This window comes from Pseudidiomarina sp. WS423, from assembly GCF_050750165.1.
GTDB lineage: Bacteria > Pseudomonadota > Gammaproteobacteria > Enterobacterales > Alteromonadaceae > Pseudidiomarina > Pseudidiomarina fusca.
Genome location: NZ_JBOJLN010000006.1, coordinates 91,522 through 116,045, shown reverse-complemented (window position 1 = coordinate 116,045; position 24,524 = coordinate 91,522). Strand labels below are relative to the sequence as shown.

Below are 24,524 nucleotides of genomic sequence, written 5' to 3'. Positions count from 1 at the left end.
TATCAACTTATGAACGCAAAACCGCGAGGTCAAGCGAGGCATTCAGGCTTGCCCAGAAAATAACCTTTGACTTATGTGAGAATAAGCGTAGAGTAGGCGGCGTTGGTTAAGAAACAGCAAGTTAAATCTCCTCTACGTAGCATTATTAGCAGTAAATCTTCGTCCTGTAGTTTTAAATTTCCATTTTTTTACCCGCATGACTCTGTTCATAGCAGCTTGCTATGGCAGCAAACTTTTTAAATTTCAGGATTAATATTATGTCTAATACAGTAACTGGTACCGTAAAGTGGTTTAACGAAGCAAAAGGTTTTGGTTTTATTGAGCAACAAGGTGGCGCAGACGTATTTGCTCACTTTAGCGCCATTGCTAGCACCGGTTTCAAAACTTTAGCCGAAGGCCAACGTGTATCGTTCACGATCACTCAAGGTCCTAAAGGCCCACAAGCTGAAAACATCGTTGCCGTATAATTATACGTTAGCGTTGGTTTAAATGAAAAAGAGCGACTCGGTCGCTCTTTTTTTATGCCTGTCGCGCACCTCTAAGCTTTTTCAACAAGCAACTTGATTTATCCACTCCTTCACTCCATATTGTTCATCATGATACTTTAGTAAATTCTAAATAATAAGGAGCCGTGACCTATGAGCACCATCATTGCTGCCTGCCCTAGTTGCCATAAGAAGAATCGCGTCGCTAACGATAAGCCGCGAGCCGAGGCGAAATGCGGCGCCTGTAAAGCTCCCCTGTTTAGCGGCGAAGCCTTTGCCGTAAACGCCGATCAGTTTCGGGTTCACCGCGACAGTGACTTACCCTTGGTGGTAGATTTTTGGGCCAGTTGGTGCGGACCCTGCCAGCAATTTGCGCCGATATTTGCGCAAGTAGCTAAGCCATTTGCCAATCAAGCCAGATTTGTGAAAATCAGTACCGAGACCGAGCCTCATCTAGCTCAGCATTTTATGATTCGTAGTATTCCTACCTTGATGTTGATTAAGAATGGGCAAGAGATTGCGCGCCAAGCAGGTGCCATGGGGCCAGCCCAATTAACTCAATGGTTAAATCAGCATCTTTAAAAACCAGCGACAGCGAATAAGACACTGCCCCATACTACGGCCATGAGTACTAACGCAAAAAACACAGCAGCCGAGGCGATATCTTTCGCACGGCCGCTGAGTTCATGAAACTCCGCCCCCACTCTGTCAACGACGGCTTCTACCGCTGAATTTAAGAGCTCAGTAATCAGTAAAATAAAGACCGTGAGAATCAGCAATAAGCGTTCGCTCAAGGTTATTTCTAAGCTAACTGCAATGACCACTAATACCGTAGCTAATAGCAAGTCTTGCCGAAACGCAGCTTCATAGCGCCACGCCATTTTAATGCCACGAAGTGAATTAAAAGTGGCGTGAATAATTCTTGCGATGCCTGTTTTATTTGATTTCATAAGCCACGGGTACCCGCACGTGAATGAATGGTTGCTCAATTGTGTAAGCAAGCTTATCTGGTTTTTCTTAAGCTTGCCTTAAGCCAACAAAAATAATCTAGAAAGCATGTTTTTAGCTAGATAGTAAGGCTTACCATGCAGACGTTAAAACACCCCCACGCATTGATGGTGTTGCGTCCACTCGCCTATTTTTATGGGATAAATTTAGTTTTACTGGGTGCTTTTAGACTGGCGTACTGGTATCTGTATCACGAGCGAGCATCGGCAGCTACCCAACTGAGTCACTATTTACTGAGTGGCGTACGTGCTGATTTCATTATGCTTGGCTATGGTGCTTTACTGGTGCTGTTGGTGTTACCTATCTTCCTACTAGCCCATGCACAGCAAGCGTGGCAGCGCTTTAGTGTATGGCTGCTCACGCTTTTTAGCTTTTTTATGCTGTTTATGGAACTAGCAACACCTGCCTTCATCGCCCAATACGATACCCGCCCTAACCGCCTTTTCTTTGAATATTTGGCTTATCCAGCAGAAGTATTTGCTACCCTTTGGCATGGGTTTCGGGGCTGGTTAATCCTCTCCATCGTGGCATCAATGGCCTTAGGCTGGGGTTTATTTCGTGTCAGCCAATATCAACTACGTCAACCCAGTCATACGGTATCCCGTTGGCAAATCGCTCTGATACTTCCGTTAGCACTCGCAGTGGCGCTGATAGGAGTGCGCTCCACTTGGTCTCATCGTCCCGCTAATCCGGCTTTTTTCGCCACCACGGCAGATCCGCTTATCAATAGCTTACATTTAAGTTCAGGCTATACGTTACTGTATGCTCTCTATAATTTGAAACATGAGAGCCAAGCGAACCGAGGTTATAGTCAACTTTCAGATGCAGATATTTTTGCAGTAATAAAAACCGAACCCTATCTTAAAAATTATCAGTTTAGCCATCCTGAATTACCCACCTTACATTATCAGCCTGCTAGCATTCAGCGTGATAAACCTCTGAATATAGTCATTATTTTAGAAGAAAGCTTAGGAGCCACTTTTGTCCCGTCACTCGGCGGTAAAACCGTGAACGGCCAGTCTTTAACGCCAAATCTTGAACAATTGAAGCAACATGGATGGTGGTTTGAGCAACTTTATGCGACTGGTATTCGTTCGGTTCGTGGTATTGAAGCTGTTGTTGCTGGCTTCTTACCTACCCGTGCTCGCTCGACGGTAAAATTAACTCACTCACAACGAGATTTTTTCACCTTAGCCAGTTTGTTGCGGCAGCAGCACTATCACACGGAGTTCTTGTATGGCGGTGAAGCTCACTTCGACAACATGGCTAGCTTTTTTAGTGGTAATGGCTTCGCTTCTATTGTCGACCAACGAGCTTTTACTGAGCCTAAATTTGAAGGGAGCTGGGGGGTATCTGACGAAGACTTATTGGATCGTTTACACCAACAACTCATGCAGCGTGATGATACTAAGCAGCCCTATTTTGTGCTGGCCTTTAGTAGTTCTAATCACGAGCCATTTGAGTATCCCGCTGATGCTATTACTCCCGTAGAGCAACCTGTTCATAGCCTCAACAATGCTGTTCGTTACGCTGATCACGCCTTAGGTAAATTTTTTGCACAAGCTATGGCCAGCGATTATTGGCACAATACACTGTTCTTAGTGGTGGCAGATCACGATACCCGAGTCTACGGAGATGACCTTATTCCTGTGAGTAAATTTCATATTCCTGGGCTCATTCTTGGAGCTGATTTAAGCCCCAAGACTATCCCTCATATCGCTAGCCAAATCGATCTTTTACCGACCCTGATTTCGCTTGCTGGTTTGTCGGGATTTATCCCTGCGGTTGGCCAAGATTTAAGTGCGGCACAACCTCCAGCAAATCGGGCGATGATGCAGTTTGGTGATTATTTCGGTTGGCTAGAGCACCAACAGTTGACCGTTTTGGGAGCGGATCAACAGGAGTTTAGATATCAGTACGACCCAATTAGCAAGCAGCTTACACCACTTGCAATGCCACTTATTGAAACGCAAGAGCAGCGTATTAGGGCTTTCGCTGCCTTACCTTCGGTGCTTTATCAGCAACGATTATACCGGCTGCCAGAGCCTAACATCAGCCAGGAACTAACCCACTAACGCAGGTAGAGCTGCACGCAAAAGCGTTGATCGTGGTAGCTAAATTCGGGATCTACCTGCAACTGCGTGGCTAAATGAGCCACGATACTTAAGCCTAAGCCGGCCCCTTGTACATGCAGTTGTTTGCCACGATAAAAACGTTCGGTTAATCGCGTTATATCAAGCTGGTGCTGGCTATCTACTGGGTTACAAAGAAGCATCTGGTGCTGCTCTAGGGTTAACTGGATGCTACTTTGGGCAGGTGCATACTTGATCGCGTTATCTAGCAGGTTGTTGCACAACAGGTACCAATAACTTGCCGCTCCGGCGCGCTTGCAAGATGCCTCTAAATGGATCTCCGTGTGCAGCTGTTTTGCCTCAATACGGGCATAATTATCAGCCAAGACTTGGCGCCAAACTTTGGCCAGATCACAGGTGTCGGTGAGCTCCAACTGCCCTTCAACTTTGGCTAAGGTCAGCAAGCTTTCTACTAAATTAATGATGCGATTGGTGCTTTCTAACAGCTCGGTGATCTCTTGCTGGAGATCGCCTGAAGGGCTTTCCTGTAAGCGTTGTAGGCGTACTTTGAGGGCCGCTAACGGGGTTCTTAGTTCATGGGCTGCATCAGCAGAAAACCGCTTTTCGCGAGCAAAGCTTTGCTCAATGCGCGCTAAGTAATGGTTTAAAGAGCGCTTGACCAAATCCACTTCTTCGCCTTCATTGGCTAACGGAAAAGGCGCATAATTATTATTGCTACGAAGCCTGAGTTGCTGCGCTAAGCGGGCAAAGCTTTTAAAGCCCCGATGAATAGCAAGCCAACCCAGCCACAGCATGAGTGGTAACAGCAACAGCACCGGGAAAATCGTGTCGATGGCTAAATCACTGCGTAATTCGGCTCTGAACTCATCTTCTTGCAGCAGCAGAATTCGACTTTGCCCATCCGCAGTTAGCATCCCAAACACGTGCCACAACTGCTCGCCTTGATAGGTGGTAAAGCCGGTCTGAAATGGCACTGCGGCAGCATCGGGTACTCCTTCGGTTAGCACTTGCCAACTGCCATCAAGCGCCTCAATACGATAAGCGATTCGGTCTTCATAACTGTGCTGCTGTAACGAAGGAACTACCAGGCTCTGCGCTTTGCTCGTGGTTAGTTGCAAGCGGGCTGGTTCAGCCACAATCACCGCAAGGGTTTTAGCTTGTTGAATCATTTCGGCGTCAAACAATTCGTCTACTTCGTGCCGTACTTCAAGATAAATCCAGCTGACGGTGATGCCCGAGCAGAGCAAGTATACGGCGGATACGGCAATGAGGATACGCCGCCGAATGGAAGTTGATTTACCTAACAGGCTGGTCAAAGCATCGGTAAATGAACGCATTTATTGAGCCCCCTGGCCCGGCTGTTTTAGCCGGTATCCAATGCCGCGAATTGTCTCTATCCACTCTTTATTACCGAGCTTTTTGCGTAGATTTGACACATGAACCTCAAGCGCATTACTTTCGATGTCTGTGTCTTGATCAAACACCGAGGCTTCTAGTTGGTCACGGCTGTGAACCCGACCGGGCTGTAAGATCAGCGCTTTTAACAGCTCAAACTCGCGCCGCGATAAACTAATCGGTTGTTGCTGTAGCTGCACCACTCGGGTTTCGGTGTTGAGTTGCAACTCGCCTAGGCTGAGTGTGGCCGACGTATGCCCTTGTTGGCGTCGGATCAAAGCACGTAAACGCGCTCCTAATTCGTTGAGATCAAAGGGCTTGGTGAGATAATCATCAGCGCCGTTGTCCAGTTGCTGGACAATTTCATGACTGTTATCGCGTGCGGTTAAGATCAGAATCGGTAACCGTAGTCCACGTTTGCGACAATTGATCAGCACGCGCGAGCCTTCCAGATCAGGTAAACCTAAATCGAGAATCATCGCCTGATAGGCATGGTGTTGTAGCGCACTAATGGCGGCTGCTCCCGTTTGCACCCAAGCCACATTAAAGCCACGATCGTTAAGGCCAAGCGCTACCGCTTGGCCTAACATCGCATCATCTTCTACCAGTAGAATGTGCATCCTATCTCACTTTTTCTTGAATCCGCTGGCGTAATGCCTGCACCTCTTTACGGCGTTCGGCATCGGCTAAAGGACGTTCTGGGCGCGGTGCTGCCGCTAAAGCCAGCTCGGTGTACCTAAGCGCCTGTTGATAGTCCCCTTGGTCAAATAAATAATCAGCGTAAAAATAGTTAGGGTCAATCCCATCTGGGTTTAATTCTAACGCTTTTTCAAGTAATTGCTTGGCCTTATCGTCATCGCCAAAGCCTAGTGGCCAGCCCGGTACTTTAAAGTAGAGCGTGCCTAAACTAGCATAAGCCGAACCTTGCAGGGCATCGGGTTGTAGCGCTAACGCTTGCTCTAGGCTGTTGCGAGCGGCTTTGGCCAGGCTCAGAGCACCTAACCCACCTTTGGCTCCAGCATAAGTGCTTTGCACAATACCTTGCCAAATATGGGCTTCAGCGCTTTGTGGCTGAGCCGCTACCCAGGCTTGTACATCAGCTAGTAATTGCTCAAAGCCCTGCTGCTGGGCTTCGTCTGTAAGGCGGTAATTCACTTCGGCCCAGCGTTGTTGAATGTCACTTAAACGACTTTGCTGACCAGGCGCCACTATGGTCGTTGCCGGTGTCTCCGTATTCGTGGCGATGGCTGCTGCTGGTAGTGCTAACAGGGTCAGGGCAACAACTGAGTAAGTAGATAGTTTCATTTCGATAACTCCTTCGTTAACCGATAAAGATGTTGTCTTGGTGAGCGCATGGAGTTCGCCACCAAACTTGGGATAAAGCCATTAAGCCAGGCAAAAAATCGCTCGGGCCAGCCCAGCACCTGCTTCGATTTACCGCGGGCAATTTGTTGCAGGACTTTGCGAGCCACCCATTCCGGCGCATCCGCGGTGCTACCGCAGGCTTGGTTCATCGCCACCGTAAGCGGGCTGTTGAAGTTGGTATCGATAGCCCGCGGAGCGCAGTACATCACCGTTATTTGCTGCGCGGGTAGTTCCCGTTGCAGCGCTTCGGTAAAGCCACGCAAGCCATACTTGCTCGCACAATAGAGGGTTTGCCCAGGAAAGCCGATGCTGCCAAACACCGAACCTAGGTTCATTAACCAGCCGCGCTGATGGGGCAGATACGGCAATATCATCGCGGTTAATTGCATGGGTGCCAACAGATTGGTTTGTATCACCTCAGCGATAGCTGTTGTCGATTGCTGGCTAAACAAGCCCGCGTGATTGATCCCGGCATTGTTGATCAGGCCAGTAACAGGCGTCTGCGTGGTGCGCCAATGCAACACGTAATCAAGTAATGCTTGTTGTCCTGCCGTGGTGGTGATGTCGGCTTGCAAATAAGATTGCTGTAGCTGCTGCGCCAAGGCTTCGAGGCTGCTGCTATTGCGCCCCACCAACAACACCTTGGCTCCGGCCGCGCTTAGTTGTTGCGCGATACAACGCCCTAACCCACCGGCGGCACCAGTCAACAGCACATGCTGGTTAGTCCACGAGAACGTCGCCATCTAAACACTCCTCTGCGCCAGCTCAGGCAGAGCACGGAACATATCGCCGTACAATCGATACACTTGCTTGGCGGTGGTGATAATGGCCGCTTGCGCCACAGGATCAGTCACTTTATCCATCAATTGGGCAAAGAACTGCACATGTTCGAGATCTAACGAACCATGTGAATTTAAGTAGCTGAAGGCTCGGTCAGGTAAGGCCAATTGCTGTTGAATGGTACCTGCTGCTTGGCTAGCTAATTTTACACTGGTGCCTTCAAGCACATGGGCCATGCCGAAAAAGGCAGTCGGATGGAGCAAATCAATATTGCCATGCACCACCGCCACCATAGCCGCAGTACTGGCATGAGGTTGGCTGTTCTGCACCGACTCTGGGTCGATACCGGTCGCTGCTAAGTCGTTGAGGATCCATTGCTCGTGACCGTACTCTTCGTTGATGTAGTCGATCAGCGCTTGTCGCAGCCATTCTTGTTGATGGCTGATAGCGCTCCCCGCCCGCATCAGCAACGGCGTGGTGTATTTCACGTGATGGTAGGCTTGCTGCAAAAAGGCTTGATACAGCGGTAAGCTGATCTCACCCTGCAGTGCTTGTGTGATTACCGGGGCGCTGAGTAAATAGTTTTGCTCGTCTGCTGTGGCCGTTACTAAAGTATTGAAAAAACTCATACAAATAACCTCTCTGAGGACAAATAGTGGGCGTAGACCTTGGCAATTTCAGCCCGGCGTAGACGTCCGGTGCCGGTTAACTGCGCGTTGTTGATTGAAAATACTGAGTCTGCTCGGTGCCATGCATGCAGCCGAGCATAGTCAGGTAAACTTTGATTTACTTTGGCGATGGCCGCATTGATGGCGCTATCACTGACCTCGGCTGCCGCCACGATAATGCCGGTTAAGGGTAAGGTTTCACTGCCAAACACGGCGGCCTGATAAATTTCCGGCTGCTCGGTTAGCTCTGCTTCTACCCATTCGGGGTCGAGATTTCGACCAAATTCGGTGACGATGATGTGCTTTTTGCGACCTTTTATCAGCAGTCGGCCGTGCTCATCAAACTCGCCCCAATCGCCGGTACGAATACAGGTTGGATACCAACTACTGGGATCATGAAGATACCCCAGCATGGCGTTGCCAGAAACCACCACTTCGCCTTGCTCTAACCAGACTTTGGCATGATCTAAGGGCTTGCCCACGGTGCCGACTTGGTCCGTAGCCGTGCTTGTTGTGGGTTGGTTAAAACACACCACCGAACCAAATTCTGATAGCCCATAGCCTTGCAGCAAGGGGATTTTCAGAGCTAACGCTTGCCGTTCTAACTCGGGTAGCAAGCGCGCTCCGCCCACCGCAACCAGTTGCAAGTCAGGCAATTTGAGGTACTGCTGCTGCACCCCATAAACCAGCGCTTTGACTAACCCCGGGGTGACTATCAGGCTATGGGGCTGTAACTGATTCAACGCTTGAAAGAATGAGCTAAGCTGAAGTTCGTGCGCACCATGCATACCAAGCTTTGCGCCGGGTTGTAACTGCACCTGATAGCCGCGCCATAAACTTAGATACACACCCGCAAGGTTTTCCAGCAGCACCGCCAGTGGCATTAAACTCAGATGCTTACGCACGGCTAGCTCTCCTAAGCGCTGATCTAACGCCACCAACGTGGTCTGAATATTTTGGGCGCTCAAACAGACCCCTTTGGGGGTGCCTGTGCTACCAGAGGTATATGTGACCTTGACGGTGCCAAGCGGTAACGGTGGTGCGGGCTGCGCTACCAGTAACGGCTGCATACCAGCAGCATCAATCAACAGATTAGCGCCACTATCAAGCAAAACTTGTTGTTGCTGTTGGGCGCTGAAAAAGCTTGGGATGGGAATAGCCACGGTCGGCTGCACCGCATTGGCGGCCAAGATGGCCAGATCCGTCACCACCCATTGCACCGAGTTATCAAGCTGTATAGCAATCCGCGGTGATGTCATTTGACAGAATTGCAGACTAAGCTGGCTTACCTCATGATACAACTCAGCGTAGGTAAGACTGCACTGGTGGTCTTGCAGGGCAAGCTGATGTGGCTGTTGTTGCGCATGCTGTTGCAAGCGTGCCATCAAAGGTATCAGGTTCAGCAGTTGCGGTTGCATTAGCATGATATTGCCTCGCTACTGTGCGGCGCATTGGCCGGCACTTGAGTTGCTAACGGCCAGCCTTGGTTTACAGCCACCAAAATCACCTGCGGTTGCTGTTGGTAATAGTTACCCCAGAGGCCCTGTAATGTGCTCGGCAGTTGCTGCTCATGAGCTAAACCTAACGGCTGGGTTTGAATACCCAAGCGCTGTAACTTAAGCTGCAAAAACCGCGTTACGGTAAACAATAGGTAGTTCTTATTAAGCGCTGTAGCTGCTTGATAAACCGCTGAAAAAAGTGGCGTCAGATAACGGCCATCAGCCACTGCTAATGAGCCTATCTCTGCGAGTTGTTGCCGCGAGACTGTGGCTGCGACCCTTGTTGCTATGCAATTTTGTGCGGCTGTTGGTAAATAATATTCAGAAAACATCGGGCCCTGTTCTGCTAACTGAATAGCACAGCCCGCAACCACCTCTTCGTCTTCAAACAAAGCTAGTAACAGGGGTGGTAGCCGTTCTAAACAGGCCTGAAAATGAAGCCAATAGCGGTCACAAATAAACCGCTCGACCTGGTTGCGTTTAGGGTGATTAGGTAAAATAAATTGAGACAACATCATCGAGCTCCATTGCTTGTAGCAGCTGATGGCTAGATTAGTTGGTGAAGCTTAAGAAAGGCTTAAGATGCTCAGCAGCAATGTGTCATAAAGGTGCGCAATAAAGTTCAGTGCAAGGCCCCAAAAAACGATCTTTTAACGCTTGTTTACGTAACTTATGTAACTTATGTAACTTATGTAACTTATGTAAGCTACGTAACCTATAGCGCAATGATAAAGCGGAGTAGTCAGTATGGCTTTGATCTTATTTTATGATGGCGGTTGCCCACTGTGTGTGAACGAAATGCGCCACCTTAAACGCAAAGACAAACAACAACGATTGCAGTTTGAAAATATTTGGGCCACAGATTTCGCCGAGCGCTTTCCTCATATCGACGTAGCTGAAGCTAACCGCATTTTGCACGGTCAGCAATCTGATGGCACCATGCTGTACGGCCTCGATGTGACTCATGCCGCATGGTCGGCGGTGGGTCGTGGTTGGCTGACAGCCGCATTACGCTGGCCGTTGATCCGCTGGCTGGCAGATCGTGGCTACTTATTTTTTGCTCGTAATCGCAATGGTATTTCGCGTTTAATTACGGGACGTGAGCGCTGCTTGCAATGTTCTTTAGATGAATAAACCACGAGCTGCTAGTTAACCCACTCTTTTTAGCTCAGGCATGAGCCTTTCTGTCAGCCGCTTTTACCTGACGACTAAGGCACCATCATCCAGCGCAGCATGTTAGCGCTTTGGTCGCTTGGTAACCGGGTTAAGATTGACTCATATAATTGGATGGTCGCCTGACAATGGTTGGCGTACCCCACTCTATCGCTACCTAAGTTCTGTAGGTACGGCAGCCAGTCGTCAAGGCCTTCGAGCACTAGCGGCAAATCGTTTTCGGCGCCTTCGTGGTTGATGGCCACGGGCTCTTGGTTTAAGCCGTGGCTGAGCAATGAGCTGACGGCTTGATATTGATTATTAAGAAATTGCTGATCAAAATGATTGGTAAAGACGATGTTGCCAAAGCTATCGGGATAAAGCACCTTCATACACAAAATCGGCTCTTGCTCAACCAAGGCGCGGTAAATATCCAATTCGGCTTGCATATATTCAATCACTACCTTATCAGGGACCGCCAGCAGAGCGTTAAACTTCAATTCATTCACGTAGTTGGCAACCTGTATCTGAATCTCAGAAAAATCCGCGCCAACTTGGTACAAGCTCACAAACTCGTTTAAGATCTCTTGATACACCTCGGGAGCTTGCTCGGCGATGGTGATAAAAGGCGGCAATTGACTAAAAGCTTCATCGGCGAGCTGATAGGCATCAGTTACCTGACCGGCGTGTTGATTGCTGAGCTTCAGCACCAGTTGGCGTAGCGGCGCGACCGCGGTGACGACGCCATGCTCAATCAGTTCATCGATGGTGGGATACCAAAGATCGTCAGCAGCTACCAGAAACATCGACTGGACAAAGTTTTCACTGGCGCCGGCTAGCCGAAATAACTGCATGTCATCGTATTGTTGGAGCTTTAAATCAGCTTCTTGCGCCGCCGTAGGGTTTTCCATCGAGTATTGATGAAAAGCTAAGTTAGCGCCGGGGGCAAGGTACCGAGTGTAGCCGCCAATAAAAGCCAAGGTACAAGCCGAAGCACAATGCTCGCTAACATAGGTATTTAGGCCGTAATTGCTGATAACTTCGCCTAACTTGCGCCCTTCTGCAACTAAACCACCCTCGCTATTTAAGGCTACCACTTGCACTAACGGAGCTTGTGCTAATTGCTGATCCACGTAGTTGGCAAGCCCGCGGTCCAAATATCCGTTAACAAAGAGCACATGCCCGGCGTCATCTAAACGTACTTGTTCAGTATCAAACGACTCAAACCAATCGCCGTCTTCGGCCGTAAACGCCATCAGCACCGCGAGCAATACAAACAACAGCGAACACCAACCCAGAAAAACTAAAATTTTGGTGACTATGGCCCAGCCATAACGACCCGTTTGTTGAATATGCCGGCGAGCTGAGCGCCAAGTACCCACAAGTTGCCACACACTAAGTAGTATGTAGGCCAGCATCAACACCAACATCCCAACCATGATGGCACTATCGCTTGGGGTATAACCCGCAACTTCTGCCAGTGCAACCAGCACCACCAAGCCCACCGAGGACAGAATATTCAGCACAATATTAACCACCACCAGGTTAATCCAGAACGCGACTGCCAAGGATAATTCACCGCGCCAATGCTTTGCTATGTAGGTCATCAAGCTGCTCCGTGAGCTGTTATTAGAGGGTCGAATGCACCGATATTCTGTTAGCAGTTTGCAAACCATGCAATCTTTTTTAAACAAAAGTGTTAAAAAACTTGGGCTTGCGATTGTGTTTTTGAGCCTATAAAAATTCCCATCGATTATTTGCAAATGATAATAATTCGCATTAAGATCCGACCAAACTAATAATCAAGTAACTCGAGCGTTCATCGCGAACCCTCACCGGCCGCACCTTTTGGTTTGGAGTAGACTATGCCTGGCACTAATTATCAATCTGAGCTAAAACAGCCGCCTCAACCCACCGCTCGGTTAGCCCTGTGGAGTCTTGTTTTATTACTCTGTTTACCTATTCTGATGCCGCTGCTACTGGCACTAGTGAGTGTCCTCATGAGTTTGGTATGGAGCACCGATGCGTACCATGCTGTAAGCCATGCTCTAAGCTAAAAACCCGCTAAGCTGAAATAGCACTTGCGCTATTTCAGCTTCTGCTCAATGATTAAGCATATCAATTGATATGTAACTCCATGGAGCAGTTATCGTGAGCATCTCTTCAACTTCATCTTCCCATACTTGGCGCTTTTTTCGTTCCGGCGGATTTGATCAAGTGGTGATTAGCCGTGGCGCTGATTTAGAACACCTCAGCGAGTTAGACCAAAAATTATGGACAGTGTTGAACTGTCCTACCTTAGGCTTAGAGTTTGATGCTGCCACAACTTCGTTATTAGATACCGATAACGATGGTCAGATTCGGGTACCTGAGTTACTTGCGGCGGTACGTTGGTGCTGTGCTCGGCTGGTGGATAGCAACTTGATGTTTGCTGAACCAGGTGTGCCGTTAACTGCATTAAAGACCGACGATGCCGAGGGTGCTGCCTTGTACGCGGCAGCTCAGCGCGTGTTGACCTACTTGGATAAACCCAGCGATGCTGCTCTGACGGTGCAAGATTTTCTTGATACCACCAAACTTTATGCTGCCGACCATTTTAATGGTGATGGTGTGGTGGCGCCTCAATTGGCGCAAGATCCGCAACTACAGCAATTGATCCAAGACATCATCGATTGTTTAGGTGGCGTTGCCGATCGCAGTGGCAGCCAGGGCGTGAACCAAAGTTTGCTCGAGCAGTTTTTTCAGCAAGCAGCAGCCATTGTGGCTTGGCAACAAGCAGGTGACGCCGATGATTCCCAACTATGGCCGTTAGGAGCTGAAACGCCAGCGGCGGTAGCAGCACTGGAACGGGTGCAAGCCAAAGTGGATGACTATTTTGTGCGCTGTCAGTTGGCCGCTTTTGATGAGCGCGCTGCTGCTTCGTTAAATCCTGATACCGGCGTGTACGGTAGTTTAAGTAACCGCGCTATTGCTACTCTAGATACAGAATTGGCGGCCCTGCCCTTGGCCACCATTGATGCTGCCGCAGCATTGCCATTGCAAACAGGAGTAAACCCAGCTTGGGCTGATGCCATGCAACAACTACTGACCCAAGTGGTCGAGCCGCTATTAGGTGCCGAGCCCACTCGCACCCATCTTAGCCGGGCTGACTGGACTGCGGTACAAGGCTTATTAGCACCATGGCAGGCGTGGCAAGCACAGCGCCCAGCAAGTGCGTTACATCAACTGCCCGCTGAACGCCTGGCTGAGCTGGCTCAAGGCCATGGCCAAGCCGACTTAGCAGCTCTTATTGCTGAAGATGCAGCCATTACCAGTTTTGCTGAAAACGTGCAGGCACTCGAAAAATTATGCCGTTATCAGCGCGATTTGGTACAACTCCTGCGTAACTTTGTTAGTTTAAGCGACTTTTATCAGCGCCGCCAAAAAGCTATCTTTCAGGCCGGTACCTTGTTTATTGATCAGCGCAGCTGCGAACTTGTATTGCGAGTAGCCGATGCAGCTAAACATGCCAGCATGGCCTCGTTCAGTGGTTGCTATCTGCTTTACTGCACCTGCACCCGTAAAGACCAAGCCCCGCTGCAGATCGTTGCCGCACTCACCGCAGGAGATGTCGATTATTCGATGGCCGCCGGCCGCAATGGGGTCTTTTATGATCGCCAAGGGCGCGATTGGAAAGCAACGGTTACTAAAGTGGTGTCACAACCAATCAGCGTGCGCCAGGCGTTCTGGTCACCCTACAAACGATTAGCTGCTTTTATTGAAACACAAATCAATAAATTTGCGGCTGCGCGCGATAAAGACATTGATAGCAAAACCAGCGCCGGCATCACTCAAGCGAGTGCTCAGGCAAGTACTCAAGCTACTGCCAAAGCCCCAGCGCCAGCTGCTAAAAGCAGTTTTGATATTGCCAAGTTTGCCGGTATTTTTGCCGCCATTGGTTTGGCGTTGGGTGCCATTGGTACCGCTTTAGCCGCCCTCGCTGCTGGCTTTTTGGCGCTGCCGGCATGGCAAATGCCACTGGTATTGCTAGGGGTGATGTTATTGATCTCCGGCCCATCGATGTTGATGGCTGCCATGACCTTGCGCCGCCGTAATTTGGGCCCGCTGTTGGATGCTAATGGTTGGGCAGTGAATACTCGCGCTATCATTAATATCCCGTTCGGGGCGGCACTCACCGGGGTAGCTAAGTTACCAGAGCACTCTGAGCGGGCGTTAGCCGACCCCTACGCGCAACCACGCACGCGTTGGGGTTTTTGGTTATTACTGGTAGTGACTATCGTTTTTTGCGCTTACGTGTGGCGCTTTGGTTGGCCGCTAGGATTGCTGTAATGCTTGTTGGGCTTGCTGGTCTAGTTCGGCCTGTAAGCCCGGCTCTAACCGTAACTGGCGCGCTAATTCTTGTAAGTAGCTACGCTCCATAAAGTTTTGGGTATCTACCGCAAACACGCTAGCTAAATACATTTCTGCCGCAATTTCAGGTGAACTTGCTTGTCTCGCAACATCGCTAGGATCAAGCGGCTTAGCCAGTTCAGCCTGCAACCATTGTTGGGTATCGGCATCGGCTTGTAATTGGCCTATTTCTTGGTCAATCAGCTGGCGTTCGCGCTCGTCAATATGGCCATCAGCTTTAGCAGCACCAATAATCGCCGTTAAAATTGCCACACTGTGAGTTTCTACTTGTGCCGCTGGCACACGATCGATGGTCTGCGCAGAGAAACCTTGCGGGTTGCTGTTGGGGTTGCTGGTGGTATTACTGTTAGTATTGCTCTGTTTTTGCTGATAATTGTTGTAGGCTTTGTAGGCAAACACCCCAAGCGCCGCGAGGCCCCCATAAGTAAGCACTTTACCGCCAAGTTTACGGCCTTTTTTGCTACCTAAGAGTAAACCCAGTGCTCCGCCAGTAACCGCACCGCCACCAAAACTATCAAAAAAGCCACGGCCTTGACCCTTAGCGGCCGAGTTATTCGAACTACCAGACCCTAATAACTGCTCGAGCAAACCTTTTGTATTCATACGCTATCTCCTGATGATCTAAACCTTTCGACCTTAGTTAGTCGACCTTAGTTAGCGTAAAAAATTCAGCCGGCTAGGATCAAACCCAAACAAACTTGTCGTTACTTAATTGCTGCTCGCCGTCAAAGCGGTAAGCTGCTAATACTCCATCGCCACTAGGATCGGCAACGGACCAATCCACGCAGGCAATCTGTGGAGATTGTAATTGTGGCCGACCACGCATCCAATAATGCCCAATAAATAGTGGTTTGTGCTGGTCATAACCGGGTAACTTACCCGCCTCTATAGGGCCGTCGGGCAAAGTATCGAGTGGTTCAACCCCAAGTGCCAAATCACGGTAATGCTGAGTGTCCGTCCGCCACCATTGAGTACGAATAGCAAAGCGCCGATGATCACCTTTATCAACAAACGAATAGCCGGGTGGTAAGCTCACTTCCCAGCCTTTGTTCATCACTTCGATGGCATCATACAAGGCGTGTCCCTTGCTGTTAGCTGCAATCCAAGCCGCTTCCGTCAATACCGCTTGGGCATCGCTATGGGCATCAATAATAGCTTTCGATGGCGCATGCCAACAGGCATGCACCACTCGTAATGCCGGTAGGTCGAGGTAAACAGGTAGGCTTCTAAACCAAGCTAAGGTACTGGCATACCAAGCTTTATCTTGCTCAGCTTCAGCTAAAAAAGCCGCATGTTGGCGGGTATGATTAGCATTGTGCGCACGTAAAAAGCCGCCGTTGCCGTCACTGAGAGTCCAGGCTACTGCATTTAATTCATGGTTGCCTAAAATCACCTGCGCCTGCCCTGCGTCTTGCATGGCACGAATAATATCAACGGTTTTGCGCTGTTGTGGGCCACGATCAATCAGATCACCAACCGAGATCAGGGTTCGCTCGGGATGCCGCCAGGCACCTTGACGCAGCTGGTAGCCTAGCTTTTTTAGCAAGGCTTCAAGCCGGTCACCATGACCATGAATGTCACCGATCACATCAAACATCTATGCTATATCCCCTCGATTATTAGGTTAAGCGAGCCAATGAATCATCTTCTAGCACGCTGCTTAAACTGCCGCCACCCCCAAAAATAGATACCAGTTAGCGGTAAAAGTACCAGTGCTAAGCCGCCCATGAGCACGACTATAAACCAGCTTAAGCCACCCACTGCGGCAATATGCACAGGAAAGATCATCTGGCTTAACTGGTAGCCTCGGCTATCATAGCGCAGATCGTAAACACTCGTCACTGCCCCTGTCTTCGCATCAAATTGCACGTGACTACGGCCGTTTGGATGCCATTCACCAGGAAATGTAAGCCTCATACTAAGATTCGATAAAGACACCAATTGCGGTTGATGCTCTGGCAGTAATTGTTGTGCACGCTCAAAGCGCTGTTGCCAGCTGTGCGCAGCTGCAACTGTGCGCCATTGGTCTGCTGTTATCGGTTGTTGCTGCTGGCTAGGCCACAAGGCTGTTAAACCAGAACTGACGGCAGCAGCATACATGATGGCCGTACCGGTCAGTATGCCTACCAACAAAGGCAAAAAAAGTAGGCTACCAACCACCTTATGAAGCTGAAACAAGGTTGCGGCAAAGCCTCGTTGCCACGGCCATACCCAGCGCACACTTAATAATCGTCGGGACCAATGACGTGGCCACCAACGAATAAGTCCGGTTATGAGTAATATGAGCCCTGCTATTCCCAGGTAGCCGAGCAAATCTTTGCCCAGATCATGCAAGAGCAAATGGTGATGGAACTCTACCATCACGCTAATCCAATCACCTAAATAGGGGCGTGCTAAGATGTGCTCACCTTGATCATTGTAATAATGCCGAACCCCACTTGGCATGACAATTTCAAGCCACGGATTGGCATCACGCGGCAGGTAAGCATACCCCTCTTGATAACGATCAAAGACCTCGGCTGCAGTCGCTTGTGTTGGTATTTGCTGTAGCTTGAGTTGTGGGTAAGTCCACTGCAGCAGCTCTACTTTGTACAACAGTAAGGTACCCGTCAGCGCGACGAGTACCAACCATAAACCAAAGAATAACCCAAGCCAGCGATGCAGCTTAATTAGAATTGATAGAACCAATTGACACTCACTGTACGGCCACGACCAGCAAAGTTGGTTGCATCTGCACCTGCTGTTTGCGCGTAATAAGTTAGATAGAATTCATCCAGTAAATTCTCAATACCCAACGTAAAGAGGCCATATTCTGGAGTATCATAATTCATTTGTAGATCAATCGTTTGGTAGCCATCAAAGTTATTGATTGCCTGAGCTCCTGAATAAATATCACGATCAAACAACGTATTTAACTGCAAACGGGTATTGATTAGATCGCTCCACTGGTGCTTCCAACTTAGATTTAAACGCCGAGGTGCGATATTTCGTCCGCCTAACTTGGTATCAACGACATTGTCTGCATCACTGTCGTATTTGCCATCGGTATCAGCGTAGTTCAAATCAAAGCTAGCGGCGTTTGATAATGCATAGCTTGCTGAGAACTCGATACCATCAATTTCAGTACGCTCGCGGGCCACAGAAAAAATACCATCCGCATTGGGTTGCAAACGTGCTCCTAAATCTGACTCAGAGGTAAAATAACTCAAACTTGCACGAAGATCTTGACCGCGATACTCAATCCCTACTTCACGGTTATCTGCAATAACCGGCTGCAAATCCAAAAAGCTATCAACACTTAAGTTGGGCGTATCAATACCGCGCAACACGCGACCCACGTCTGGCATGCTAAAGCCTTCAGAGTAGCTCGCAAACACTCGTAGAGCGTCATTGAACTCATACACCACACCGAGGTTAGGAAGTAACTCGTTAAAAGATGGCTGCCCCCCTTTAACAAAACTGCTGTTGTAGGCATATAAGGTGGTGAAATCATCTACTTTTAGCTTGCCATATTCGTATCTCAAGCCACCACTTATCGTTAGCCCGTTATGTTGATAGCGCAGCTGTGCAAAAGGTGCCCAGTTCACAAATGCAGTTTCTGGTACCCATTTACGCCCCGTCTGCGCGAGTTCCTGAAAGGTTTTATCGTTTAAATAATCAAGACCTGCACTTACATCTATGGGTACAACGGCACCGGCACTCCAGTTCATAGTTAAACGTGAACCAAACTTATTCGAATCATTACGTGACTGATCGAAAATATCATCACCATAGGCAGGATCTTGGAAGGTACCGTAGCGACCACCACCGTATAACGCAGAGAAGTCTTGTAGGAATACTTGCCAGTTTAAATCGGCACCTAACACAGATTTATTTTTGTAGGTTAAGGTAGCTGTAGTGACCTTGTTCTCAGCTGGATCACCTTCACTTGGTTGCTTCACTGAGACAGCAGCTAGCCCTTCGGTACGATCACCGTTCACCGGCGAAAAGTCACCATTGCCTTGTAGATTGAAGTGATTAACCATCAATTCTAAATGCTGCTGGTCATCGATGCGGTAACCTACTTTAGTGAACACATCAAAGCTTTCTGAGTCTTGCGTATCGCCTTGGGTTACATCAGTACCAATGAATTGTCCATTGCCGTCCACGTACATGCCGGTGCTACGCAACTGCACGCCAGCAACCACCTGCCAATCATCTGCGACATGGCGGGTTAGGTACCCGGCGCGATAACTTAGACCATCGCTAAATTCGTCGGGTGATGTGGTTAAACCAGCAACAAACTCTTGATCCGAACCCTCTGTTGCTGATTTAGTCACAATATTGATGATACCACCGCTAGCCCCCATCCCTTGGATAGCACTAGCACCGTGGATAATTTCAACCCGTTCAATCATCAGCGGATCGATGGTGTAGCTTGCTCTTGAGCCATTTCGCAATGGATTTGATTGCGGCACACCGTCAATGAGGTAGAGTGGCTCACGCCCACGCAGTGTTTCTCCAGCACTTGTTAACTTTTGCCGTGATGGCGAAAAAGCAGGAACTAAGTTACCTAGTACATCTGATAATGAATCAGCAACTGCTAGTTGCTCGCGAATATCCTCGCCATCAATCACAGTAACCGTTGCAGCAATACTACTGGCGGGTTGTGCGGTACGAGTTGCAGAAACCTGTATCACTTCTTGAGCTGCAAGATCTTGTGCTTGTGTGGACGTGGTTGTCCCAGCTAAAACAGATGTGATTGCTAGAGTTACAAGTGCTAGTCGCATGAATTATCCTACCTCAAGTAAAAAACCTGAGGTAATGATAATGATTCGCATTTAAAACGTCAATTAGGATATTTGACTAACTTTCTTTGCCGGCCAGCGGTTCAACGTAATGTAAATGCATATCCCAAGGAAAATGAATCCAGGTTTCTTGTTCAAGCTTTGCCACAAAGTCATCGACTAAATCCATACCCGCTGGTTTGGCATAAACGGTGATAAATTTCGCTTTCGGAAAGCGCGTTCGTAAGAACTTCAAGGTATTACCGGTATCCACTAAGTCATCGATGACAAGAAAACCCTCGCCATCCGTGGTGGCGTTCACATCTTTGAGCAAACTAATGTCGCTGCGTTGACTGGTATGATCGTACGAGCTGACACAAACTGAATCTACCACACGGATATTCAGCTCGCGCGCCAAAATAGCTGCCGGCACTAAGCCGCCTCTAGATACTGCAATGATGCCTTGCCACTGCTCTGCCGGCAATTGGCGTCTGGCTAGTTCTTTGGTGGCGCGGTGGAGTTCTTCCCACGATACAAAAAATTCTCTATTGGTGTGGCCGACCATCGTTTTCATCCCTTTATTTGCAAATAATAACGCCCATTTTAGCGGATTTCTGTCCGCAAGCTACCTAAAACTATGGTAACCTTGCGCTCATTAGCAGCTAATTTTTAAGTTTATGGAGTCACTTGTTTTATGCCTCGTGTTATTTTTATTGATGCACAAGAGAACCAATTTGATGCAGATATTGCGGTGGGCGAAAACCTCATGCAAGGTGCTGTGGATAATATGATTGATGGAATTCTTGGTGAGTGTGGCGGCGTGATGAGCTGCGCAACTTGCCATTGTTACATAGATCCACAGTGGCAAGCACTTATTCCACCGCCATCAGAGCGAGAAGAAGATATGCTAGATATGGCCATCGAGCCTAACGAACATAGCCGCTTAAGCTGTCAGATTAAAATCACCGAAGAACTCGATGGCTTGGTTGTAAGATTACCTAAATCTCAGTATTAATTACGATTAAACCCCGGCGATACGTACCAATACTTGGTCATGATAGCCGCAGGTGACGGTTTGCAAGCCCGTTAACTCTTGATCTAACTCCGGGTCGCCCGTATCTACTAACAGCGGGCGACCGTTTAGTAGCTGCAATTTGCGTTTAGTTGCCACCACAATCATATTCTCAACCCCCACGTGACGAATCACAGCTGGGCTAAGTTGTTGATTACCGCGACCCAAAATATGCCCTTGTCCACCAATAACGGTAATGACTAGCTTCACCGGCCCAGCATGCGCGGTGACGAGCGCTTCTAACTGTTTGGCGGTCACATCTTGTGCTAACAATTGACCAGCAGCAATCACATCCACGCCGAGCAAGGTATTTGCTAATCCTAATTCTTCCATCACTGCGGCTACAGTGGAGCCTGAGCCCATAATGTAGAGGGTGTCATCTTCCATGCTCTCAATGACATCGGCAGCAATATCAGCAAGCACCAATTCGTCGCTTTCTTTACCGCCCATTTTTACCGCTTGGATGTACTGTAACTCAGCTGGCACCATCATTTCGCCGTAACGCTTGGCTCGCACCGTACCAGCGCGAAAGGCTTCTTCATCAATATCCATGACATCGGCGCGGGTTACCGACGTTAACTCACCACTCACCAGTTTCTGTAGAACTTTACCTGCGGCAGCTGGGCTAATAGCATACACACCGGAGTGAATTTTTACTCCTGCAGGAATTCCTAACACCGGGCGATCATCTGGATACACTGCACAAATATCGCGAGCCGTGCCATCGCCTCCGGCAAACAACAACAAATCTACCGGCTGTTCAGTCGCAAACATACGTGCCATAGCTTGCGTATCAGCGGCAGTAGAAGGCTGCGTACTCGGGTGGTAAACCACTTGATGAGGCAAGCCCAGTTGCTGCAAAACCTGTTCGCCGAGTTCGTCACTACCACAATAGAATTGCACTTGCTCAGACCAAGCTCCTAATTGCTTCAATGCCTGCATGGTACGGTGCTGGGCTTGTGGCTGAGCCCCTAAGGCCAATGCTTGCGCGGCGGTTGCAGCACCATCACTGCCTTTGAGTGCGACACTGCCGCCTAAACCTGCCAGTGGATTGATAATCAAGCCAATACGAATCAGATTACTTGAGGTCATGAGTTACAACAGGTCTCCTTAGTTATGCTTAGCAACCACTGCAGGCTGAGCTTGAACCGGCCAAGGTTGGCCATAATGGTTAGCAAGGGCGGCCGCAAACTGTGCAGCTCGCTGCGGCCAGCCGTGCGCCACGTAGGCATTAAACTGAGCCCGAACGTTGTCGGTAAAAGCATTGCGGTCTATCTCAGCACCGCTTTCAAGCGCACTTAAATTATCCACACTCACCTGAAAATTACGCCCCGAGCAGACACAGAACAGCCATTCAATGGCTTGTGGTTTAACTTCTACTTGCTCAAATAGGCGCTGCTGCTCTGGGGTGCGACCATCGGGTTCGTACCAATAGCCGTAATCAAATTGCTGGCGACGGGCCTTACCGGCAATACACCAATGCGCTATCTCGTGCAGTGCCGAACTAAAGAAACCATGAGCGAACACGATTTGATGCGGCTCACCGCCCGCGCCTGGCTGATAATATGGTTCGTCGGTACCTGCTACCAAGCGGGTTCGATAGCTGTCAAAAAAACACGCTTCAAAGACGTCAATAAGTGCCAGATAATCGGGCTCGTTGGCCCTTTGTGCTCGTGTCATCATCTACCACTCATGCTCAACCGATCGTTGGTAAACTGTGTTTTACATCAGCATTTTGAGCACGATGGCGTAACCAATGGTCCATGATCACCAAGGCGGCCATTGCTTCAACCACTGGCACCCCGCGAATACCAACGCAAGGGTCGTGGCGACCACGAGTGACTATCTCACAAGCGTTGCCGTTTTTATCGATGGTGCTACCCGGTTGGGTAATACTCGAGGTTGGCTTAAAAGCTACGTCGGCAATCAAGGGTTGACCGGTTGCAATGCCACCTAACACACCGCCCGCATGATTGCTGCTAAAGCCCGCGGGGGTTAACGCATCGCGGTGTTCGCTGCCGCGTTGTGCTGCGACGGCAAAACCATCACCAATACTGACCGCTTTTACAGCATTAATACTCATCAATGCCTTGGCTAAATCAGCATCTAAGCGATCAAACACGGGCTCACCTAAGCCTACCGGAACGCCTAGTACTTCTAATCTAACCCGCGCTCCAACCGAATCGCCCTCTTTCAGTAATTGTTTGAGGTACTCAGCGGCGGCGGCTTCACAATCGCTATCACCACAGAACAAGGGGCTGTTGGGCACCCGCTGCCAATCGAAACTGGCCGCCGTTGGGTCGGCATGGTGAGGGCCTATTTGGGTTACCGCTGCTCGGAACGTGATCCCTAGTCGCTGGGCCAAATAAAGTTGCGCCACGGCACCAGCAGCAACGCGCATGGCGGTTTCTCGCGCCGACGAACGACCGCCACCGCGATAATCACGCTCACCGTATTTGTGCGCATAGGTATAATCTGCGTGGCCGGGCCGAAATTGGTCTTTGATAGCGCCATAATCTTGACTGCGCTGATCGGTATTATGAATCAGTAGTCCGATGGGCGTGCCTGTGGTTCGTCCCTCAAACACCCCTGATAAAATCTGCACCTGATCAGCTTCTCGACGCGCGGTGGTATAACGACTTTGGCCAGGCCGGCGTTTATCCAAAAAAGGCTGAATATCGGCTTCGCTAAGAGCTAATCCTGGCGGACAGCCATCAATAATCGCACCAATTGCGGGCCCATGGCTTTCACCAAAGGTGGTGACTCGAAATAATTCGCCCCAAGTATTAGCAGCCATAAATCCTCTATTACCGAATGCTTCTGTTATTTATGCTAGGTAGTACTAAAAAAGGTCGCGACAAGCCACTAAATCAGCGTAGCGCAGCATAAAGACCCCATCGCCACCACGTTCAAATTCAATCCACTCAAATGGCACTTGTGGAAATTCATGGGCCAATGCCACCCATGAATTGCCAACCTCACATATCAACACGCCCTGCTCAGTAAGATGATCTGGCGCTTCACGTAAAATCGTGCGAACTAAATCGAGGCCATCTTCACCTGCCGCTAAACCAAGCTCTGGCTCATGATGAAACTCCTCGGGGAGATCATCCATATCGTCCGCATCCACATAAGGCGGATTGGTCACGATAAGATCATAGCGCTGCTTAGGAATGGCGTCATACAAGTTTGATTGGATCGGAAACACCCGTTGCTCTAGCTCATGCATGGCAATATTTTCTTCCGCTACCGCCAATGCCTCTAATGAAATATCCAGCGCGTCTACTTCAGCGTCTGCAAAGGCATAGGCACAAGCGATGGCAATACAGCCACTGCCGGTACATAAATCTAAAATACGTTGAGGTGGTTGCGTCAACCAAGTTGCAAATTGCTGTTCAATCAGCTCAGCAATAGGTGAACGTGGCACCAGCACCCGCTCGTCAACCACAAAGGGAAGCCCCGCAAACCATGCCTGCCCTACCAAGTAGGCCGCCGGCTTGCGAGTGCTGATACGCTCATTAACCAGGCCACTGAACTGCTGCCATTCTGCAGCTGTCAGATGAGCGGATAAAAAGCCATTGAGCTGTTGAAATTGTAAATGCGTGACATGAGCCAACATGAGTTGAGCTTCACTGTGGGCGTTATCGGTGCCATGACCAAAATAAACATCGGCCTGCTGCATCGCAGACACGGCCCAACGCAAAGCGTCTAACAAGCTTGTTGTGGTAAAAGCGCTCAATCCATTCTCCAGATAATTGTTGGTTGTTCCCCAATAGGCTATAAGATACCCTAAACTTGCTCATTTCGCACTAACCTATGCGGAACCTATGA

General features: G+C 49.2%; 25 protein-coding genes. 7 read left to right on the top strand and 18 right to left on the bottom strand.

What is annotated here, in order from left to right; all coding sequences use genetic code 11:
- Nucleotides 1–257 precede the first annotated feature (257 nt).
- A complete protein-coding gene (locus tag ACQ661_RS07475; RefSeq protein ID WP_110076361.1) occupies nucleotides 258–467 on the top strand; it encodes a cold-shock protein in 210 nt (69 codons plus the stop codon).
- A 171-nt stretch (nucleotides 468–638) separates the two neighbouring features.
- Nucleotides 639–1,067 carry a thioredoxin TrxC gene (trxC, locus tag ACQ661_RS07470; RefSeq protein ID WP_431668060.1) on the top strand — a complete coding sequence of 143 codons (429 nt, stop codon included), beginning with the start codon at nucleotides 639–641 and terminating at the stop codon, nucleotides 1,065–1,067.
- On the opposite strand, the gene ACQ661_RS07465 is transcribed toward trxC, so the two are convergent.
- Complete coding sequence (locus tag ACQ661_RS07465; protein ID WP_110076326.1) at nucleotides 1,064–1,435, bottom strand: diacylglycerol kinase; 372 nt, start codon at nucleotides 1,433–1,435, stop codon at nucleotides 1,064–1,066. The genes trxC and ACQ661_RS07465 overlap by 4 nt on opposite strands.
- A gap of 135 nt (nucleotides 1,436–1,570) precedes the next feature.
- On the opposite strand from ACQ661_RS07465, the gene ACQ661_RS07460 reads away from it, so the two are divergent.
- On the top strand, nucleotides 1,571–3,568 hold the full coding sequence (locus ACQ661_RS07460; RefSeq protein ID WP_313932612.1) for an LTA synthase family protein: 1,998 nt from the start codon (nucleotides 1,571–1,573) through the stop codon (nucleotides 3,566–3,568).
- Here the strand turns inward: ACQ661_RS07460 and ACQ661_RS07455 are convergent.
- Genes ACQ661_RS07455 through ACQ661_RS07425 form a run of 7 tightly spaced genes read right to left on the bottom strand, consistent with a single transcriptional unit; the run spans nucleotide 3,565 to nucleotide 9,811 of the window.
- Nucleotides 3,565–4,923 carry a histidine kinase dimerization/phospho-acceptor domain-containing protein gene (locus ACQ661_RS07455; protein WP_153826635.1) on the bottom strand — a complete coding sequence of 453 codons (1,359 nt, stop codon included), beginning with the start codon at nucleotides 4,921–4,923 and terminating at the stop codon, nucleotides 3,565–3,567. The genes ACQ661_RS07460 and ACQ661_RS07455 overlap by 4 nt on opposite strands.
- Nucleotides 4,924–5,601, bottom strand: a complete 678-nt coding sequence (locus tag ACQ661_RS07450) for a response regulator (protein WP_153826636.1) — start codon at nucleotides 5,599–5,601, stop codon at nucleotides 4,924–4,926.
- Nucleotide 5,602: 1 nt separating this feature from the next.
- Nucleotides 5,603–6,286, bottom strand: coding sequence for a tetratricopeptide repeat protein (locus ACQ661_RS07445; RefSeq protein ID WP_431668059.1), 684 nt, complete (start codon nucleotides 6,284–6,286; stop codon nucleotides 5,603–5,605).
- Nucleotides 6,283–7,089, bottom strand: coding sequence for an SDR family oxidoreductase (locus ACQ661_RS07440; RefSeq protein WP_431668058.1), 807 nt, complete (start codon nucleotides 7,087–7,089; stop codon nucleotides 6,283–6,285). Before ACQ661_RS07440 ends, ACQ661_RS07445 begins: the two co-directional genes overlap by 4 nt.
- Complete coding sequence (locus ACQ661_RS07435; RefSeq protein ID WP_431668057.1) at nucleotides 7,090–7,755, bottom strand: TenA family transcriptional regulator; 666 nt, start codon at nucleotides 7,753–7,755, stop codon at nucleotides 7,090–7,092.
- Nucleotides 7,752–9,218 carry an AMP-binding protein gene (locus tag ACQ661_RS07430; RefSeq protein WP_431668056.1) on the bottom strand — a complete coding sequence of 489 codons (1,467 nt, stop codon included), beginning with the start codon at nucleotides 9,216–9,218 and terminating at the stop codon, nucleotides 7,752–7,754. The genes ACQ661_RS07435 and ACQ661_RS07430 overlap by 4 nt, the downstream gene beginning before the upstream one ends.
- The gene (locus ACQ661_RS07425; RefSeq protein ID WP_431668055.1) at nucleotides 9,212–9,811 is read right to left on the bottom strand and encodes a thermostable hemolysin; all 600 of its coding nucleotides are present in this window, start codon (nucleotides 9,809–9,811) and stop codon (nucleotides 9,212–9,214) included. The genes ACQ661_RS07430 and ACQ661_RS07425 overlap by 7 nt, the downstream gene beginning before the upstream one ends.
- A gap of 229 nt (nucleotides 9,812–10,040) precedes the next feature.
- Here ACQ661_RS07425 and ACQ661_RS07420 point away from each other — a divergent pair, with 229 nt between their 5' ends.
- Nucleotides 10,041–10,427, top strand: coding sequence for a thiol-disulfide oxidoreductase DCC family protein (locus ACQ661_RS07420; protein ID WP_110076318.1), 387 nt, complete (start codon nucleotides 10,041–10,043; stop codon nucleotides 10,425–10,427).
- 74 nt (nucleotides 10,428–10,501) lie between these two features.
- On the opposite strand, the gene ACQ661_RS07415 is transcribed toward ACQ661_RS07420, so the two are convergent.
- Nucleotides 10,502–12,052, bottom strand: coding sequence for a hypothetical protein (locus ACQ661_RS07415; protein WP_431668054.1), 1,551 nt, complete (start codon nucleotides 12,050–12,052; stop codon nucleotides 10,502–10,504).
- Nucleotides 12,053–12,310: 258 nt separating this feature from the next.
- On the opposite strand from ACQ661_RS07415, the gene ACQ661_RS07410 reads away from it, so the two are divergent.
- Together ACQ661_RS07410 and ACQ661_RS07405 are read left to right on the top strand one after the other, a co-directional pair.
- Nucleotides 12,311–12,502, top strand: coding sequence for a hypothetical protein (locus tag ACQ661_RS07410; RefSeq protein WP_431668053.1), 192 nt, complete (start codon nucleotides 12,311–12,313; stop codon nucleotides 12,500–12,502).
- 94 nt (nucleotides 12,503–12,596) lie between these two features.
- Complete coding sequence (locus tag ACQ661_RS07405) at nucleotides 12,597–14,774, top strand: hypothetical protein (protein ID WP_431668052.1); 2,178 nt, start codon at nucleotides 12,597–12,599, stop codon at nucleotides 14,772–14,774.
- Here ACQ661_RS07405 and ACQ661_RS07400 read toward each other — a convergent pair.
- The 5 genes from ACQ661_RS07400 to gpt all read right to left on the bottom strand — a co-directional run bounded on the left by ACQ661_RS07400 (nucleotide 14,760) and on the right by gpt (nucleotide 20,186).
- Complete coding sequence (locus ACQ661_RS07400; protein WP_431668051.1) at nucleotides 14,760–15,458, bottom strand: tellurite resistance TerB family protein; 699 nt, start codon at nucleotides 15,456–15,458, stop codon at nucleotides 14,760–14,762. The genes ACQ661_RS07405 and ACQ661_RS07400 overlap by 15 nt on opposite strands.
- Before the next feature lie 79 nt (nucleotides 15,459–15,537).
- On the bottom strand, nucleotides 15,538–16,452 hold the full coding sequence (locus ACQ661_RS07395; RefSeq protein ID WP_153826646.1) for a metallophosphoesterase: 915 nt from the start codon (nucleotides 16,450–16,452) through the stop codon (nucleotides 15,538–15,540).
- A 44-nt stretch (nucleotides 16,453–16,496) separates the two neighbouring features.
- Nucleotides 16,497–17,543 carry a PepSY-associated TM helix domain-containing protein gene (locus ACQ661_RS07390; RefSeq protein WP_431668050.1) on the bottom strand — a complete coding sequence of 349 codons (1,047 nt, stop codon included), beginning with the start codon at nucleotides 17,541–17,543 and terminating at the stop codon, nucleotides 16,497–16,499.
- Nucleotides 17,525–19,624, bottom strand: coding sequence for a TonB-dependent receptor (locus ACQ661_RS07385; protein WP_431668049.1), 2,100 nt, complete (start codon nucleotides 19,622–19,624; stop codon nucleotides 17,525–17,527). Before ACQ661_RS07385 ends, ACQ661_RS07390 begins: the two co-directional genes overlap by 19 nt.
- A gap of 76 nt (nucleotides 19,625–19,700) precedes the next feature.
- Nucleotides 19,701–20,186, bottom strand: coding sequence for a xanthine phosphoribosyltransferase (gene gpt / locus ACQ661_RS07380; protein ID WP_110076310.1), 486 nt, complete (start codon nucleotides 20,184–20,186; stop codon nucleotides 19,701–19,703).
- A 129-nt stretch (nucleotides 20,187–20,315) separates the two neighbouring features.
- On the opposite strand from gpt, the gene ACQ661_RS07375 reads away from it, so the two are divergent.
- The gene (locus ACQ661_RS07375; protein ID WP_110076309.1) at nucleotides 20,316–20,636 is read left to right on the top strand and encodes a 2Fe-2S iron-sulfur cluster-binding protein; all 321 of its coding nucleotides are present in this window, start codon (nucleotides 20,316–20,318) and stop codon (nucleotides 20,634–20,636) included.
- A 6-nt stretch (nucleotides 20,637–20,642) separates the two neighbouring features.
- Here ACQ661_RS07375 and ACQ661_RS07370 read toward each other — a convergent pair whose 3' ends face one another.
- Genes ACQ661_RS07370 through prmB form a run of 4 tightly spaced genes read right to left on the bottom strand, consistent with a single transcriptional unit; the run spans nucleotide 20,643 to nucleotide 24,432 of the window.
- Nucleotides 20,643–21,785 carry an ATP-NAD kinase family protein gene (locus tag ACQ661_RS07370; RefSeq protein WP_431668048.1) on the bottom strand — a complete coding sequence of 381 codons (1,143 nt, stop codon included), beginning with the start codon at nucleotides 21,783–21,785 and terminating at the stop codon, nucleotides 20,643–20,645.
- Between the two features lie 18 nt (nucleotides 21,786–21,803).
- Nucleotides 21,804–22,376, bottom strand: a complete 573-nt coding sequence (locus ACQ661_RS07365; protein WP_431668047.1) for an elongation factor P hydroxylase — start codon at nucleotides 22,374–22,376, stop codon at nucleotides 21,804–21,806.
- 13 nt (nucleotides 22,377–22,389) lie between these two features.
- Nucleotides 22,390–23,490: a chorismate synthase gene (gene aroC, locus ACQ661_RS07360; RefSeq protein ID WP_431668046.1), complete on the bottom strand. Its 1,101-nt coding sequence runs from the start codon at nucleotides 23,488–23,490 to the stop codon at nucleotides 22,390–22,392.
- 45 nt (nucleotides 23,491–23,535) lie between these two features.
- On the bottom strand, nucleotides 23,536–24,432 hold the full coding sequence (gene prmB / locus ACQ661_RS07355; protein WP_431668045.1) for a 50S ribosomal protein L3 N(5)-glutamine methyltransferase: 897 nt from the start codon (nucleotides 24,430–24,432) through the stop codon (nucleotides 23,536–23,538).
- Nucleotides 24,433–24,524: the final 92 nt, after the last annotated feature.